Annotated in this window: 12 protein-coding genes and 1 riboswitch; of the genes, 7 read left to right on the plus strand and 5 right to left on the minus strand. The window is 72.2% G+C overall.

The window, feature by feature from the left end; genetic code table 11:
• Position 1: 1 nt before the first annotated feature.
• From ACGFIR_RS01490 to ACGFIR_RS01500, 3 genes are all read left to right on the plus strand, one after another.
• Positions 2-1,393 carry a serine/threonine-protein kinase gene (locus ACGFIR_RS01490; protein ID WP_393005041.1) on the plus strand — a complete coding sequence of 464 codons (1,392 nt, stop codon included), beginning with the start codon at positions 2-4 and terminating at the stop codon, positions 1,391-1,393.
• Positions 1,390-3,198, plus strand: a complete 1,809-nt coding sequence (gene pknB / locus ACGFIR_RS01495) for a Stk1 family PASTA domain-containing Ser/Thr kinase (protein ID WP_393142610.1) — start codon at positions 1,390-1,392, stop codon at positions 3,196-3,198. Before ACGFIR_RS01490 ends, pknB begins: the two co-directional genes overlap by 4 nt.
• Positions 3,199-3,382: 184 nt before the next feature.
• Positions 3,383-4,000, plus strand: a complete 618-nt coding sequence (locus ACGFIR_RS01500; protein WP_393142612.1) for a vancomycin high temperature exclusion protein — start codon at positions 3,383-3,385, stop codon at positions 3,998-4,000.
• Between the two features lie 122 nt (positions 4,001-4,122).
• Here ACGFIR_RS01500 and ACGFIR_RS01505 read toward each other — a convergent pair whose 3' ends face one another.
• The 4 genes from ACGFIR_RS01505 to ACGFIR_RS01520 all read right to left on the minus strand — a co-directional run bounded on the left by ACGFIR_RS01505 (position 4,123) and on the right by ACGFIR_RS01520 (position 7,559).
• Positions 4,123-4,773 (minus strand): aminodeoxychorismate/anthranilate synthase component II, encoded by a 651-nt coding sequence (locus ACGFIR_RS01505; RefSeq protein WP_393005036.1) that lies wholly within the window; start codon positions 4,771-4,773, stop codon positions 4,123-4,125.
• A gap of 7 nt (positions 4,774-4,780) precedes the next feature.
• On the minus strand, positions 4,781-5,068 hold the full coding sequence (locus tag ACGFIR_RS01510) for a hypothetical protein (RefSeq protein ID WP_393005034.1): 288 nt from the start codon (positions 5,066-5,068) through the stop codon (positions 4,781-4,783).
• A 2-nt stretch (positions 5,069-5,070) separates the two neighbouring features.
• The gene (locus ACGFIR_RS01515) at positions 5,071-6,057 is read right to left on the minus strand and encodes a class E sortase (protein WP_393142614.1); all 987 of its coding nucleotides are present in this window, start codon (positions 6,055-6,057) and stop codon (positions 5,071-5,073) included.
• Between the two features lie 695 nt (positions 6,058-6,752).
• On the minus strand, positions 6,753-7,559 hold the full coding sequence (locus tag ACGFIR_RS01520; protein WP_393005030.1) for a DUF881 domain-containing protein: 807 nt from the start codon (positions 7,557-7,559) through the stop codon (positions 6,753-6,755).
• A 227-nt stretch (positions 7,560-7,786) separates the two neighbouring features.
• On the opposite strand from ACGFIR_RS01520, the gene ACGFIR_RS01525 reads away from it, so the two are divergent.
• The 3 genes from ACGFIR_RS01525 (at position 7,787) to ACGFIR_RS01535 (ending at position 11,962) form a co-directional block, all read left to right on the plus strand.
• A complete protein-coding gene (locus ACGFIR_RS01525) occupies positions 7,787-8,050 on the plus strand; it encodes a cell division protein CrgA (protein ID WP_393005028.1) in 264 nt (87 codons plus the stop codon).
• 424 nt (positions 8,051-8,474) lie between these two features.
• A complete protein-coding gene (locus tag ACGFIR_RS01530) occupies positions 8,475-10,676 on the plus strand; it encodes a (Fe-S)-binding protein (RefSeq protein ID WP_393005587.1) in 2,202 nt (733 codons plus the stop codon).
• A 290-nt stretch (positions 10,677-10,966) separates the two neighbouring features.
• A complete protein-coding gene (locus ACGFIR_RS01535; RefSeq protein WP_393005026.1) occupies positions 10,967-11,962 on the plus strand; it encodes an NlpC/P60 family protein in 996 nt (331 codons plus the stop codon).
• A 72-nt stretch (positions 11,963-12,034) separates the two neighbouring features.
• Here ACGFIR_RS01535 and ACGFIR_RS01540 read toward each other — a convergent pair whose 3' ends face one another.
• The gene (locus tag ACGFIR_RS01540; protein WP_393142616.1) at positions 12,035-14,056 is read right to left on the minus strand and encodes an N-acetylmuramoyl-L-alanine amidase; all 2,022 of its coding nucleotides are present in this window, start codon (positions 14,054-14,056) and stop codon (positions 12,035-12,037) included.
• 238 nt (positions 14,057-14,294) lie between these two features.
• A riboswitch (cyclic di-AMP (ydaO/yuaA leader) is annotated at positions 14,295-14,429 on the plus strand.
• Between the two features lie 12 nt (positions 14,430-14,441).
• On the opposite strand from ACGFIR_RS01540, the gene ACGFIR_RS01545 reads away from it, so the two are divergent.
• Positions 14,442-15,482: an NlpC/P60 family protein gene (locus tag ACGFIR_RS01545; RefSeq protein ID WP_393142618.1), complete on the plus strand. Its 1,041-nt coding sequence runs from the start codon at positions 14,442-14,444 to the stop codon at positions 15,480-15,482.
• The last annotated feature ends 5 nt before the right edge of the window (positions 15,483-15,487 follow it).

Genomic DNA, 15,487 nt, shown 5'->3' on the forward strand with positions numbered 1-15,487 from the left:
CATGCTGAGCCCCGGGGTGCAGCTCGGCAACCGCTACCGCCTGGACGAGCGGATCGCCAGCGGCGGCATGGGCGACGTCTGGCGCGGCACCGACCAGGTGCTCGGCCGTACGGTCGCCGTCAAGAGCCTGCTCCCGGCACTGCTCGACGACCCGGACTTCGCCGAGCGCTTCCGCGGCGAGGCCCGCACCATGGCCACGATCAACCACCCCGGCGTGGTCGACGTCTACGACTTCGGCAACGACCAGCAGATCGCCTTCCTGGTCATGGAGTACGTCGAGGGCGACGCGCTGTCGGCCACCCTGGCCCGGGTCGGCCGGCTCACCCCGGCCCGCACGATGGCGCTCGTCGCCCAGGCCGCCGACGCGCTGCACGCCGCGCACGTGAAGGGCATCGTGCACCGGGACGTGAAGCCCGGAAACCTCCTCGTGCGCCCCAACGGCACGCTGGTGCTCACCGACTTCGGCATCGCGCGCTCGGAACTGGTCGCCCAGCTCACCGCAGCCGGTTCGGTGCTCGGCACCGCCTCGTACATCTCCCCCGAGCAGGCCACCGGCGGTGTCGCCACGCCCGCGTCCGACGTCTACGCGCTCGGCGTGGTGGCCTACCAGTGCCTCGCCGGCCGCCGCCCGTTCGAGGGCGACAATCCTCTCGAGATCGCCATGCGGCACGTCCGCGAGGCGCCCCGGCCGCTGCCCGCCGACATTCCACCGCAGGTCCGTTCGGTGGTGGAGCGGGCGTTGGCGAAGGATCCGGGGGCCCGCTGGCCGAGCGCCGCCGCCCTGGCCGGGGTGGCCCGTCAGTTGAAGGCCCAGCTCTCCCAGCAGGCCCGGGCCGCCGGCCAGCCCATCTCCGCCGCACCGGCGTCGCCGGCTGCCCCGCCCGGTCGCGCCCAGGTGCCGCCGCCGCGTCCGCCGGTGTCGCCCCACCGACCGCCCGTCACCGCGCAGCCGCCGCGTCCGCCCATGACGGTCCACCGCCCGCCGGTGGCGCCGCACCGGCCCACCTCGGTCGCGCCCGCCGCGCCGGTCCAGCACCCGCAGATGGCGCCGCCCGGCTACCCGCGCGGCGCGGCGCCCGTGCAACCGGCCCGACCGATGCCGTACGCGGGACACGCCGTCCCACAGGTGCATCAACCGGGCGGACAGCGGTCCCGGCCAGGGATGGTGTTCCTCGCCATCCTCGTGGCCGTACTGGTCCTTGTCTGCTCCGGCGTGATTTCCTACTACCTGCGGGAGAGCACGAAGTCGGGTGCGGCCATGCCGCGGGCGGTGACGTCCGGCGCGCTGTGGCCCGACGGACGCGACGATCCGACCGGAACGTCGTACCGTCGACAGGAACTGCCCCGGTCGGGCGGCGACGAGACGACGAGCGAAGGACGACAGACGCGATGACAGCGCAGGCCCGCCTGCTCGGTGGCAGGTACCAGGTCGGCGAGCTGCTCGGCTACGGCGGCATGGCCGAGGTGCACCGCGGGCGTGATCTCCGGCTCGGTCGGGACGTCGCGATCAAGATGCTCCGGACCGACCTCGCCCGGGACGCCACCTTCCAGATGCGGTTTCGCCGGGAGGCGCAGAACGCCGCGTCCCTCAACCACCCGGCGATCGTCGCCGTCTACGACACCGGCGAGGAGACCGCGCCGACCGGCGAGACCCTGCCGTTCATCGTCATGGAGTTCGTCAACGGGCGGACCCTCAAGGAGGTGCTGGGCGTCGAGGGGCGGCTCCAGCCGCGCCGGGCGCTGGAGATCTGCGCCGACATGTGCGCGGCCCTGGAGTTCAGCCACCGGCACGGCATCATCCACCGCGACATCAAGCCCGGCAACGTGATGCTCACCCAGACCGGTCAGGTCAAGGTGATGGACTTCGGCATCGCGCGGGCGCTGGCCAGCGGCGCCACCACCATGACCCAGACCAGCGCGGTCATCGGTACGGCGCAGTACCTCTCGCCCGAGCAGGCGCGCGGCGAGGCGGTCGACGCCCGCTCCGACGTCTACGCCGCGGGCTGCGTGCTCTTCGAGCTGGTCTGCGGGCATCCGCCGTTCGTCGGCGACAGCCCGGTCAGCGTGGCCTACCAGCACGTACGGGAGACGCCCCCGACCCCGAGCGACATCAACCCGGACGTCAACCCCGCCGTCGACGCGATCGTGCTCAAGGCGCTGTCGAAGAACCCCCTCAACCGCTACCAGAGCGCCGGCGAGATGCGGGCCGACCTGCTCCGCGCGGCTGCCGGCCGCCCGGTGATGGCGACCCCGGTGCTGCCGCAGGAGGAGACGGCGCAGCTCGCCCCGGCCGCCGCCGGCTACGGAGGCGCCCCCGGCGCCCCGCAGACCCGGCAGATGCCGGCCCGGGTCGGTGACCCGCGCCGGCGTAAGGCGTCCTCCTGGCTGATCGCGACCTTCGCCGCCGTGGGCGTCCTCGCGGTCATCGCCCTTGTCGCCGCCCTGCTGAGCCAGCGCGGCGACGAGCAGACCACGGTCCCCACGGTGACCGGCCTGACCCAGCAGGAGGCGTTCGCCCGGATCCAGCAGGCCAACCTGGTGCCCAAGGAGGGCGAGCCGGTCACGAACAGCACCTGCAAGCAGGGGCAGGTGGTCAACCAGGCCCCGCCCGCGAACTCCGCCTTGGAACCGAACCGCGAGGTCGTCGTGCAGATCTGCGCCGGCCCGGCCACGAAGGTCATCCCGACGGGCCTCGTGGGCTCGACCTTCGAGAACGTGGAGGAGCGGCTCAAGAGCGAGGGCCTCAAGGTCAAGAAGGAGTCGAAGGACAGCCCTCAGCAGGAGGGCATCGTCCTGGAGGTGTCCCCGGCCTCCGGCACGCGGGTGCCCGAGAACAGCCAGGTTGTCGTCACCGTCTCCAAGGGCAATGTCGGCAAGGTGCCCAACGTGGTCGGCTCCAGCGAGGACGATGCCAGGGAGGAGCTGGACGAGGCGGGCTACAGGGTCGACGTCAAGCAGGGCCGGGAGGTGCCGCCGGAGGAAGCTGGCCAGGTCACCTCGCAGACCCCGCGGGCGGGCAACGACCTCGCGAGGGGCAAGACCGTGACGATCGTGGTCACCGTGCCGAAGGCCGAGCCGACGCCCACCGACTCGACGAGCCCGACGCCCGGTACCACGCCGACCACCCCCGGCGACGGTGGTGGCGGCGGAGGCTTCCCGCTGCCGACGACTCCGCCGATCCGGCTGCCTGAGCGCTGACGCGTTGGTGAGCGCGGGGGAGCCTGCTGGGCGGCGCCCTGCGGACGCCGCCGGGCAGGGCCCTTCTGTTGCCGCCGGGCGGCACTTTCCGGGTGTCGACGACGAAGGACGGCCGGCGACAGGCACGGCGGACCGGGGGAACCGGTGGCGGCGACGCCTGATCCGTGCGACGGTGCTAAGCCTGGTGGCGCTGCTCCTGGCCAGCCTTCCCTGGCTCTGGACGACGACCGCCGCCCGCGGCCACCTGTACGGCGAGGCCGACGCCCCGGCTGCCGACGTCGTGATCGTCCTGGGCACCGCCGTGGCGGCGGACGGCCGTCAACCGGGTGACCGGCTCACCGGCCGGCTGGAGACCGCCGCCGCGCTGGTGGACAGCGGGCGGGCCCGGGTGGTCCTCGTGTCGGGCGACGGGGGTGGTACGTCCGGCGACGAGCCGACGGCGATGACCGCCCACCTGACCGAGCGGCTCGGTGTCGATCCGCGCCGTGTGGTGGCCGACCCGTTCGGCCTCGACACCTACGACACCTGCGCCCGGGCACGCGACGTGTACGGCGTCGAGCGCGCCCTGATCGTGACCCAGTCCTACCACCTCTCCCGCGCGGTCACGCTCTGCCGGCACCTCGGCCTCGACGTCGACGGCGTGGCCGCACGCTGCCCCGGCTGCGGGCCCGCCCTGCTCGTCGGCAAGGCGGTCCGGGACTACTTCGCCAGCGGCAAGGCGGCATGGGACGCGCTCCGAGGCAGGCCGCCGGCGGTCCGCTCGCCCGCCGACCCGGCGCTCCAGGACGCGCTGAAGAACTGACCCCGGCGGCTACGCCCCCGGCAGAGGGATCGCGCCGCGTGCGGAAACCATCCGGCGGGCCTCGCGTCGGCACGATTTCGCGTCGGCGAGCAGAACTCGCGTCGGGCAGCCAGACCTTCCGCTCAGGCGGTGACGAAGGCGGCGCGACGGCGCGCGTCCACCTCGGCGGCCAGCGCCGGGGCCCGCTCCAGCGCCTCCGGGTGACCACAGGCGGCGAGCCAGTTCGCCAGCATCAGGTGGCCACCCTCGGTCAGCACCGACTCCGGGTGGAACTGGACGCCCTCGATCGGCAGCGTACGGTGTCGCATCGCCATCACCACCCCGGAACCCGTCCAGCCGGTGACCTCCAGCTCCTCGGGCAGCGTCTCGGGCAGTACGGCGAGCGAGTGGTAGCGGGTCGCGGTGAACGGGTCCGGCAGGCCGGCGAGCACCCCGACGTCGTGGTGGCGTACCTCGGAGGTCTTGCCGTGCAGCAGCTCGGGGGCGCGGGTCACGGTGGCGCCGAAGGCCTCGCCGATCGCCTGGTGCCCCAGGCAGACGCCGAAGATCGGCAGCTCGCCCGCGTACGCGCGGATGACGTCGAGGCAGATGCCGGCGCGGTCGGGGCTGCCGGGGCCGGGCGAGAGCAGGACGCCGGCCGCGCCGACCCTGCCCACCTCCGCGACCTCGATCTCGTCGTTGCGCCGGACCTCGCAGTCCACCCCGAGCTGGCCGAGGTACTGCACGAGGTTGAAGACGAACGAGTCGTAGTTGTCGATCACCAGGACACGCATCAGGGGCTCACTCGTCCGGGGAGGCAGGCGGGGTGTTGTTCTGGTCGGTGTCGTACGGCAGGTCGTGATCGTCTCCGGCCGGGGCGTCCTCGCCCTCCTCGCCGCCGGGCACCGCGTCGCCGCCGGGGTTGCCGGAATCCTGGGTGACCTGCACGTCGTCGAAGGGCAGCAGCGGCTCGGCCCACGGGAAGACCACGTACCAGAGCAGGGCCACCATCGCGCTGGCGATCAGCAGGCTGCCGACGAGCTTGCCGGGCAGCCCGAAGGGCAGCTTGCGCCAGATCCAGCCGTACATCGTCAGGCCCCCAGCTCCGCCGGGCGCCCCGCCGACTTGGGCTGGCTGCGCGCCAGCTCGGCATGGATGATCAGGCGTTGGTAGTTGTCGAACTTCGGGTTGCAGGTGGTCAGGGTGAGCATCGCCTTGGTCGGCTTCTGCCCGGGCTTACCCGGCACGGGCGCCACCACCTCGACCTGGGTGGGCTTGACGATCCGGCTCTGGGTCACCTTGTAGACGTGCCAGTCGGTCTTGCCCTCCACCACGATGATGTCGCCGTCGTCCAGCTCGTCGAGCCGCCAGAAGGTGGCGCGGTTGCGGTGCCCGGCGACGGAGAAGTTGCCGAGCTGGCCCGGCAGGGCGCTGGACGGGTAGTGGCCCGGGGCGTACCGGATGTCCTTCTGGGTGACGCCCTCGACGACGACCCAGTTCTTGTCGAGCTTGGGGATGTAGAGCCCGGCCATGGGCTTGCCCTGCACGGGTGGCTTCGGCTTGGCGGACGCGCTCGCCGACGGCGCGACGGTCGGGTCGCCTTCGGGGCCCCACGCCTGCGCCAGCTGCTGGCTGAGGTCGCTCTGGTGGGCGTCGACGATCGCCGACTTGCCCCAGACCTCGTAGCCGGCGAAGAGCAGCACCACCAGGCCGAAGGTGATCAGCAGTTCGCCGCTGATCCGGACGCCGGTGCGCAGCCGGGAGCCCAGCGACGGCCGGGTGAGCTCCGAGTAGACGCTCTTGTAACCCTCGCCGGTCTGCTCGGGGCGGAGCTGGACCACCCGCTCGCCCCGCCGTGGGCGGGGCTGCTCGGCGGGAGCGGCGGAGCCCTCGGGCTCATCCGTCTTCGGCGGCCGGGGCACCGCGCCCATCAGGGCGGTCGACTCGACGAGGGCGGCGGAGGCGGTCGGCGTACGCCCGGGAACGGCCGGGATCAGGGCGGTGGCCCCGGGGTCGGCCTCGGGGGCCGGACCGGCCGGGGACGTCGGGGTCGACGGGCCGGTGGTCGACGCGCCCACCTTGGGGATGAAGGCGGTCGGCGCGTCGCCGGCCTGCTGGCCTTCCCGGGCGGCTGCTCGATCGACCGGCGGGCGGAGTGGGTGCTGCCCGCCACCGGCCCCGGCTGCGTTCGGCCGCCCGAAGTCGTCGGACGGCGGGGTGAAGTGTGGCGGGGTGGAGTGTGGCGGAGCGGCCGGCCGTACCGGTCCGGCGCCGGACCACGGCAGTCCGCCGGCACCGGGCCCGGCGGGCGGGCCCGGATCGGCCGGACCCGGGCGGCGGAAGTCGGCCGAGTCCGCGCCGTCGAACCCCGCAGGGCCGCGTTGGCGGGAGCCGCCGCCATGCCAGTCGAAGTCGACGGGGCCCGGGCGGCCGGGCTGGGCGGGCCGGGCGGAACTGGTTGCGGAGCGGTTCTGGTCGGCGCTCGGCGGGAACCAGCTCGGGTTCGCGGGACGGGCCGGCTCCGGTGCCGGGCGGCCGGGGTCGCGCGACCATCCGGCGGAGGGAGCGGCGGGCGCGTGAGGGTCGCCGCCGGTCGGGTCCGGCCCGTGTGGCGGGCGGGGGGCCGGGGAACGGGGCGGAAGCGTGGGTTCCGGCCAGGCGCCGGTCGGGGCGGGTCCGGGCCGGTCGACCCTGGGTAGGAAGGCGGTCGGCCCGTCACCCTGGTCGAGGTGGCGGCCGTCGCGCTCCCCGGGCCGGTCGTCCGGTACGCGACTCACCGGGGTACCGTCGCCGAGCGCAGTGTGGTCGAGTCCTCGAACGCCGGCACGGTGACCGTGGAGACGGTCTCCTTGTAGCCGAGCTTGTAGTCGTCGACCAGGTCCCTGAACAACCGGACTCCCTGAGAGTCGGCGAGGGCCTGCCGCAGGGCAGCGGGATCGCCGATTGCTACGATCTTGAATGGTGGGGAGTACACCCGCCCGTGTAGCAGCAGGGTGTTACCCACGCAGCGTACCGCGCTGGTCGACAGCACGCGGACGTTCATGATGGACATGGCCTCGGCGCCGCCCGCCCAGAGAGCGTTCACCACCGCCTGCACGTCGCCCTGGTGGACGACCAGGTCGTCGTTGGTGGCACCGGGCGGCAGCGTGCCGTCGTTGCGCCGGGGTGCGTCGTCGAGCTCCACCGTCACCCCGGGCCCGGCGAGCGCGGTGAAGCCGGCGCCCGCCCGGCTGGCGGCGGCCCTGTTCTGCTGTTCCCTGATCGGGCCGTCGGAGCTGGCCAGCGCGTTCGTGCGGCCTTCCACCTCGGCGCGCAGGTCGGCCGCCCGCTGTTCGCTGGCCGCCACCTCCGCGCGCCGGTCCTCGATCAACTGGTTGAGCTGGGGTCGGCGGTCCTCGCGCAGGGCGGTGCCGCCGGCGGTGGTGGCCGTGGTGGTGAAGAGCAGTCCGGCCGCGGCGGCGATCAGCGGCACGCCGATCGACCAGCCAGGTCGTCGCTGCCGTGGGCGCCGAGGCAGCAGCCCGGCGACCGCCCGCCGGAGCACCTTCTGCCAGGAGGCCGCGCCGGATGTGTACTCCACCGAGCCTTCCTTCCCCGTCGTCTGGGTCGGTCCGCGGAGGCGCGGGCCCCCGCGGCGACCCGTACAGTCCCGCCTTTTTCGGTCACTCCGTGCACCGGCCTCGCCCCATTCGTGGATTGGGCGGGCCTTCCGGACTACGCTAGCTGTCGAACATTATTGGCCATGGACCGTCGCCCCCGCGCCCGGTTGTCAGGCCGGACGAGGTCGTAACCCCTCTGGAGAGCGTCGTGCCCAAGTCTCAGGTCCGCAAGAAGAAGGTGTACACCCCGCCGACGGACGTCCGCCCGACGGCGACGGCGGCGACGCGCAAGCCTAGCCCGATCTGGCTGCCGGCCCTTGCGGTCGCCCTGATCGTCGTCGGCATCGGCTGGCTGGTGGTCTACTACCTCTCCGAGCAGGAATACCCGGTCATGTCGTGGGGCTACTGGAACCTCGCGGTGGGCTTCGGCGCCATGGTCGCCTCCCTGATCCTGCTCTCGCGCTGGCGCTGAGCGCCGCACCCCGCCGTCAGGTCGGCGGCGGGGTCCCGGGCGCGGGCAGTCGTCGGCCCCGCGCCCGACGTGGAACGGCCACGCGCTCGGCCCCGCCGTCGACGGCGCCGGGACTCCGGGTGACGGGGTCAGGTCGCACGGCGCGGTGGGTCGGCCGGAGCTATCCATCTCACTCGGTGGAGCCCTGCCCGGCGGTTGCGGTGCGCGCGCCCTATGGTGTGCGCAGGGCGGCGTGGCCGAGTGCGAGATGACTCACGTTACTCCTGGGTAACCTTGCGCGTAGGCTGCACTGAATGACCGAGCGGAGCGAGGTCATCGACCGGCCCGGTCGAGGGTGTGGCAGCTGCGGCTCGCCGATCGCGCCCTGACCCGGCCCCCGGTCGCCGAGCCGCTCGACAGGCAGCAGACCGGGGAGGCCAACTCGATGGGCAGCGTCCAGATCGTCACCACGATCCTCGCGTTCGCCATCACCGCCGTGGCGGTGTGGCTTGCGGCACGCGCGGTCATGAAGATGGTGGCTGTCATCCGGCTGGGTCAGCCGGATGCGACCCGCTTCGGGGACAAGGGCACCCGTACGAAGACCATGCTGGCCGAGACCGCCGGCCACACCCGCATGCTGCGCTGGAGCGTGGTGGGCGCGGCGCACTGGTTCGTGATGGTCGGCTTCATCGTCCTGTCGCTGCTGGTGCTGGAGGCGTACTTCGAGGTCGTCACGCCGACGGGCGGGCTGCCGCTGGTCGGCGGCTGGGCGCTCTACGGCCTGGTCACCGAGTGGCTCGCGATCCTCGGCATCGTCAGCATCCTGGTGCTGATCGCGATCCGGCTCCGCAACCGGCCCACCCGGCCCGGCGGGAGGTCCCGGTTCACCGGCTCGACCATGTGGCAGGGCTACTTCGTCGAGGGCATCATCCTCGCCGTACTGATCATGGGCTTCGTGATCCGGGGCTTCAAGGTCGCCACCGACCACTTCGAGTACCCGGTCTGGGCCGCCCCGCTCAGCCACGCCATCGGCGGCCTGCTGCCGAACTGGGCGGCCGGCGTCAGCGTCGCCGCGCTCATCAAGATCATAATCTCGATGACCTGGCTCATCGTGATCTCGCTGAACGTCACCATGGGCGTCGCCTGGCACCGCTTCCTGGCCTTCTTCAACATCTTCTTCAAGCGCGACCCGGGCGCGAACGTCTCCGGCCTCGGCCCCCTGCGGCCCATGACGAGCCAGGGCAAGCCGCTGGACTTCGAGGAGGCCGACCCCGAGAAGGACCAGTTCGGTGTCGCCCAGGTCGAGCAGTTCACCTGGAAGGGCCTGCTGGACTTCAGCACCTGCACCGAGTGCGGCCGCTGCCAGTCGCAGTGCCCGGCGTGGAACACGGGCAAGCCGCTGTCGCCGAAGCTGCTGGTGCTGAGCCTGCGCGACCACGCGTACGCCAAGGCGCCGTACCTGCTGGCCGGCGGCGGCAAGGACCTGACCGGCGAGGAGAAGGCCACCGCCGCCCAGCTCGCCCACGTGGACGTGCTGGCGCTCGCCGAGGCCGAGAAGCCGCTGATCGGCACCGCCGAGGACGGCGGCGTCATCGACCCGGACGTGCTCTGGTCCTGCACCACCTGCGGCGCCTGCGTCGAGCAGTGCCCGGTCGACATCGAGCACGTCGACCACATCGTCGACATGCGCCGCTACCAGGTGCTCATCGAGTCGAGCTTCCCGTCGGAGGCCGGCGTCATGCTGCGCAACCTGGAGAACCGGGGCAACCCGTGGGGCGCCCCGCAGAACACCCGCGAGGACTGGACCAAGGGCCTGGACTTCGAGGTGCCGAGGGTCGGCGAGGTCGACGACTTCGAGTACCTCTTCTGGGTCGGCTGCGCCGGCGCGTTCGAGGACCGGGCCAAGAAGACCACCCGGGCGGTCGCCACGCTGCTCAACGAGGCGGGCGTGAAGTTCGCGATCCTCGGTGAGGGCGAGACCTGCTCCGGCGACCCGGCCCGGCGCATCGGCAACGAGTTCATCTTCCAGATGCTCGCCCAGCAGAACGTCGAGACCCTCAACGAGGCGTTCGAGGGCCGGGAGAAGGGCAAGCGGAAGATCGTCGCCACCTGCCCGCACTGCTTCAACACCCTGGGCAACGAGTACGGCCAGCTCGGCGGCGAGTTCGAGGTGGTCCACCACACCCAGCTCCTGGCGCACCTGGTCGCCACCGGCAAGCTCACCCCGGTGCAGCCGGTCGACGGCGGCGTGACCTACCACGACCCCTGCTACCTGGGCCGGCACAACCGGGTCTTCGCCCCGCCGCGCGAGGTGCTGGGGTCCGCGATCTCCGGTGAACTCACCGAGATGCCCCGCAACAGCGAGCGCTCCTTCTGCTGCGGCGCCGGCGGCGCCCGGATGTGGATGGAGGAGAAGATCGGCAAGCGGATCAACGTGGACCGGGTCGAGGAGGCCATGTCGACCGGGGCGAAGACGGTCGCCGTCGGCTGCCCGTTCTGCTCGACGATGCTCAACGACGGCGTGAACGGCAAGGAGGCCGGCGAGCAGGTCGAGGTCGTCGACGTGGCCAGCGTCCTGCTCCGGTCGGTCAAGCCCGAGCAGGCGCCGGGCGGCACCGACACCGAGCGGCTGCCGGTCGCCGGCTGACCCGTACCCCCTGTGACGCCCGAGGGGCGGCGGCACCCTTCCGGTGCCGCCGCCCCTCGGCGTGGTCCGGCCCGTTGCCGCATCGACTGGGATCGTTGATCTCCCGGGCCGATACCCTTGGTACGCAAGCGGTTGCGCAGGCGTGAAGTGGCCCCCGGTCACCTTGATTCCGCTGCCGGCCTTCCCTAATGTTGGGCACCGGCCGCTGTGGGTCGTCTGTCTCGCCCCTCTTCCCTCGCGCGAGGCGCCAAGCGGCCGGGTTGCAAAAGGAGTCGGTGCCGGTGGCAACCATGCCCCCTCATCGTCACGCACCGGGACGGTCTGCTCGCCCGGGTGGCCTGCGCAGGGTCGCCCACCTTCTGCTCACCCTGATCGCCGCGGCGGCGGTCGGCGCCGGCATGCTGGCCGCGCCCGCCCACGCCGAGCCCTCGGTCGACGAGATCGAGGCCGCGATCGACCAGAAGTGGCGGCAGCTCGAACCCACCATCGAGCAGTACAACAAGGTGCGGGCGCAGCTGAAGGTCAACCGCAAGAAGTCGGAGGACCTGCAGAAGAAGATCCAGCCGTTGGCGCTGGAGACCGAGCTGGCGATGGACCGGGTCGGTGCCCTCGCCTCCCGTTACTACATCTCCGGCCCCTCGCAGGAGATCGGCGCGCTGCTGGTCAGCGCCAAGCCTGACACGCTGACCGAGCAGCTGACGCTGCTGGACCGGCTGGCCGCGCAGGAGCGCAAGCAGCTCGAGGGCGTGACGAAGGTCCGCGAGAAGTTCGACGCGGAGAAGCAGAAGCTCGACACGCTGATCGTCTCCCAGACGAAGCAGCAGAACGACCTGGCGGCGAAGAAGAAGCAGATCGACGCCGACATCAAGAAGCTCGAGGCGTCGATGCCGGTGACGACGGTCAAGACCGTGAACTGCCCGACCATCAACGGGGTGGTCAGCGAGAAGGCCCGAATCGCGATCCGGACCGCCTGCGCCCAGGTCGGCGACCCGTACGTCTGGGGTGCCACCGGCCCGAACTCGTTCGACTGCTCCGGCCTGACCCAGTACGCCTACAAGGCCGCCGGGGTCCACCTGACGCACTTCACTGGCGCGCAGTGGAACGAGGGCAAGGCCATCCCGCGCTCCGAGGCGCGCCCGGGTGACCTGGTCTTCTTCTTCAGTGACCTGCACCACGTCGGCCTCTATCTCGGCAACGACAAGATGGTGCACGCGCCCCGGGCCGGCAAGCCGGTGAACGTCTCCAGCATCAACACGATGCCGGTGGCCGGGTTCCGCAGGCCCTGATGCGCACCCGCTGATCCACGCAACGAAGGGCCCCGGTCGGAGTCGACCGGGGGCCCTCGTCGTACGGGTGGATCAGCGGGGCGCGCCCAGCGGGGAGGGCACCAGGTCCACGTCGTCCAGGTTGACGTACATGATCCGGTGACCGAACTGGACCTGCACGTACCTGTTGTCGCCGCGGACGACCGTCCGGTCACCCGGGGCGGAGCCGTCGAACGTGACAGCCCGGTAGTACTCGCCGGGGAGCAGGTTGCCGACGGCGTAGCGCTCACCGGCCGACAGGGTGTACTGCAACGGCGAGATCGCCTGGTACGGCACGCCCTCCGGGTACGCGGCCTGCTCCGGGTAGGCCCGGCCGTACACCGGGATGGTGGCCTTACCGGCCTTCGGGGTCACGACGAACCCGACGGACCACTTCGCCGTCGGCTTCGAGGCGGGGTTGTGGAACCACCCCTTCTGCCCGAGGTACCAGATCGCGGTCCAGTCGCCCTGGACCTCCGCCAGCGCGTACGTCTGGCCGGCCGAGACGCGGGCGCCGTGGTCGGAGACGTACTTGGTGTTGGGGGTGCCGTCGGGCCGCAACGCGATGTCGTTGACCAGCGGCGCGTCGTGGCTCGGCGCGTTGTGCAGGAACAGCGCGGAGGAGCCGCGCAGCGGGCAGGGGGCCTCCGCCGGCGGCGGGTTCGGCACGCCCGGCGGCTGCCGGTTGCAGCCGGTGAACGGCGGCTGGTTGGTGGCGAAGTCGGGGTCGATGGTGACCAGCCCGGTCCGGTGCGTGCCGGTCGACTTGAACGGCGCCTTCAGCAGGTCGAAGTAGTGCGACCAGTCCCAGTACGGTCCCGGGTCCCAGTGCATGCCGCGCACGTTCGCGGCGACGGTGCCGGGGACGTTGTCGTGGCCGATGATGTGGTTGCGGTCCAGCGGGATGTTGTACTGCCGCGCCAGGTGACGGACCAGCTTGGCGGAGGTGCGGTACATCGCCTCGGTGTACCAGGTGCCGTGCCCGGCGAAGCCCTCGTGCTCCAGGCCGATGGACTTGGCGTTCACGTACCAGTTGCCGGCGTGCCAGCCGACGTCCTTGGTCTTGATGTGCTGGGCGATGTGGCCGTCGACCGAGCGCAGGGTGTAGTGCCAGCCCACCCGCTTCGGGTCCTTGACCAGGTTGACGCTGGGGCCGAAGTAGCCCTCGGTGTCGTGGATGACGATGTACTCGATCTTCTGCTGCGTGGGCCGGTTCGCCAGGTCGTGGTTGCCGTAGTCGCCCAGGGCGGGCCCGTACTGCTGGTACGGCGCCGGGATCCACTCGCAGGAGATGTCGACCGGGCACTCCAGCCCGTCGGGCCGGGCGAGCTTGCGCAGCCGCAGCCGGTCCAGCCAGGAACGGTCCGGCTGGACCGCGCTGCCGGCCAGCGTGACGCGCTGCCCGTCGTCGGTCAGCCGGCTGTCGCCGGTGGCGATGGTGGCGTACACCTCGTTGGCGAAGGCCGCCGCGGCGTCGGCGCTGTCCGCGCCCGAGTACCGGGCCACCGCGCCGTACCAGGCCGCGGGGTCGGTGCCGGCACCGACCGGGGCGCCGATCTCCTTCTGGTACGCGGCCAGCAGCGCCGCGCCGCCCCGGATGTTCGCCGTGACGTCCGTGCGCAGCGCCTCCTCGCTGGCGCCGGTCAGTTCCGCGGCGGCGTCGAGCGTCCGGAGCGCCTCGGCGGGCGGGGCGGCGGCCGGCGGCTCGTTGGCCTCGGCCAGGGACGGGCGGGAGTCGTCGCCGCGCGGGTCCTCGCTGCCCTCGTCGTGGTGGGTGCCGCCGGACAGGGCGGCGACGTGCTCGGCGTCGGTGAGGTGCATCGGTCCGTAGCCGCCGCTGGTGCTCGGCGTGCCGGCGTTGGTGTCCCAGCGGGACTGTAGGTAGGAGACCCCGAGCAGGACGCTCTCCGGCACGCCGTACTCGGCCGACGCGGCGGCGTACTGCTGCTGCCGGTCGGTCACCGGCGTCGCTGCGGCGGCGGATCCGGCGGCGGTGAGCGGCGTCGCCGTCAGGGCGGCGGCCACGGCGGCGGCCAGCAGGACGCGTCTGCTCCTCGATGTCGCTGACAGGTGCATCAGACCCCCAGTTCGGGCGGGCAAAGGTGGGGCCACCTTCGCCCCGCCCGCCGCCTTTGGTCAATACCTTTCTGTCTGACACTTCAGAAGGAAGAAAATCTTCGTCTTCCGGGTTGCGGATTCGCCAGGCGCGGGTGGGTACGGAGTGTCACTGCCCGCAGGGTTGCGGATCGATAACGGCCGTCTCTACTCTGGTCATTCGTCGGCCGGTGACAATCCGTCCAACCCGGGCGGTGGCGGTCCGACACCGCCGAGTCGCTCACGAGCGAGCCGGGGACCCAGGTTCCCGGGGTGAATCCGCAGCCCCTGCGGTAGGGCGTCCCCTTCCCGCCCGAACCCGTCAGCTAACCCGGTAGGCGGTCCGGAAGAAGGAGTACGCAGCCCGGTGGCACACCATGCCCCGCGGCCACCGTCGGCCCGGTCGGCCCGCACCGACCCGACGACGGCTGCGCCGCGCCCACGCTGGTACCGCTGCACCACCGCCCTCGCCGCCCTCGCCGCGTTCGCCGTCGTCCTGACCGGCGGCGCCACGGCGGCTCACGCCGAACCGACGGTCGCCGAGATCGAGCGGCAGATCGACGAGGACTGGAACAAGCTCGAACCGATCATCGAGCGGCACAACGCCACCCGACAGGACCTGGCCGCCAGACGCAAGCAGGCGAACGCGCTCGCCGCGCAGATCGGGCCGCTGGAGAAGCAGGTCGACGAGGCGATGGAGAAGGTGGGCGCCCTGGCCGCCCGCGCCTACAAGGGCGAGAACGTCTCCGTCGTCAACGCCCTGCTGGGCAGCCGCTCGCCCAGCGAGATGGTCGGGCAGCTCGAACTGCTCGACCGGTTCGCCCAGCACCAGCAGCAGGACGTGCGGCAGGTCGCCGAGCTGCGCGACCAACTGGCCGCGAAGAAGGCGCCGCTGGACGAGATGGTCGTCCAGCTCAGCCGCACCGAGGCCCAGCTCGCGGCGAAGAAGAAGCAGATCAACGCCGAGATCGACCGGTTGCAGAAGCTGCGGCTGCGGGTCTACGGCAACGGCGGCGGCGGGCCGCTGCGTCCCGCCCCCTGCCCGGCCGGCTACCCCGGCGGCCCGGCCGGTACCGCCGTGAAGTTCGCCTGTGCCCAGATCGGCAAGCCCTACGTCTGGGGTGCCGAGGGGCCGAACTCGTACGACTGCTCCGGCCTGATGCTCGCCGCCTGGGCGAAGGCCGGGGTCTCGCTGCCGCACAACGCCGCGCAGCAGCGCCGGGCCACCGCGTCCGTCAGCCGGAGCGAGCTGCGCCCGGGGGACCTGGTCTTCTACTACAGCGACCTGCACCACGTCGGCATGTACGTCGGCGGGGGCTGGGTGGTGCACGCCTCCCGCGCCGGGGTGCCGATCAAGATGAAGAAGGTCGACGACGGCCCGATCCACAGCTACGGCCGACCCGGCTGACGTGC

Source organism: Micromonospora sp. NPDC049051, assembly GCF_043197575.1.
Taxonomy (GTDB): domain Bacteria; phylum Actinomycetota; class Actinomycetes; order Mycobacteriales; family Micromonosporaceae; genus Micromonospora.

Coding starts and splice junctions, on each gene's coding strand:
- ACGFIR_RS01490 (WP_393005041.1), top strand. CDS start 2: ATGCTGAGCCCCGGGGTGCAGCTCGGCAACCGCTACCGCCTGGACGAG.
- pknB (WP_393142610.1), top strand. CDS start 1,390: ATGACAGCGCAGGCCCGCCTGCTCGGTGGCAGGTACCAGGTCGGCGAG.
- ACGFIR_RS01505 (WP_393005036.1), bottom strand. CDS start 4,773: ATGCGTGTCCTGGTGATCGACAACTACGACTCGTTCGTCTTCAACCTC.
- ACGFIR_RS01510 (WP_393005034.1), bottom strand. CDS start 5,068: ATGTACGGCTGGATCTGGCGCAAGCTGCCCTTCGGGCTGCCCGGCAAG.
- ACGFIR_RS01530 (WP_393005587.1), top strand. CDS start 8,475: ATGGGCAGCGTCCAGATCGTCACCACGATCCTCGCGTTCGCCATCACC.
- ACGFIR_RS01535 (WP_393005026.1), top strand. CDS start 10,967: ATGCCCCCTCATCGTCACGCACCGGGACGGTCTGCTCGCCCGGGTGGC.
- ACGFIR_RS01540 (WP_393142616.1), bottom strand. CDS start 14,056: ATGCACCTGTCAGCGACATCGAGGAGCAGACGCGTCCTGCTGGCCGCC.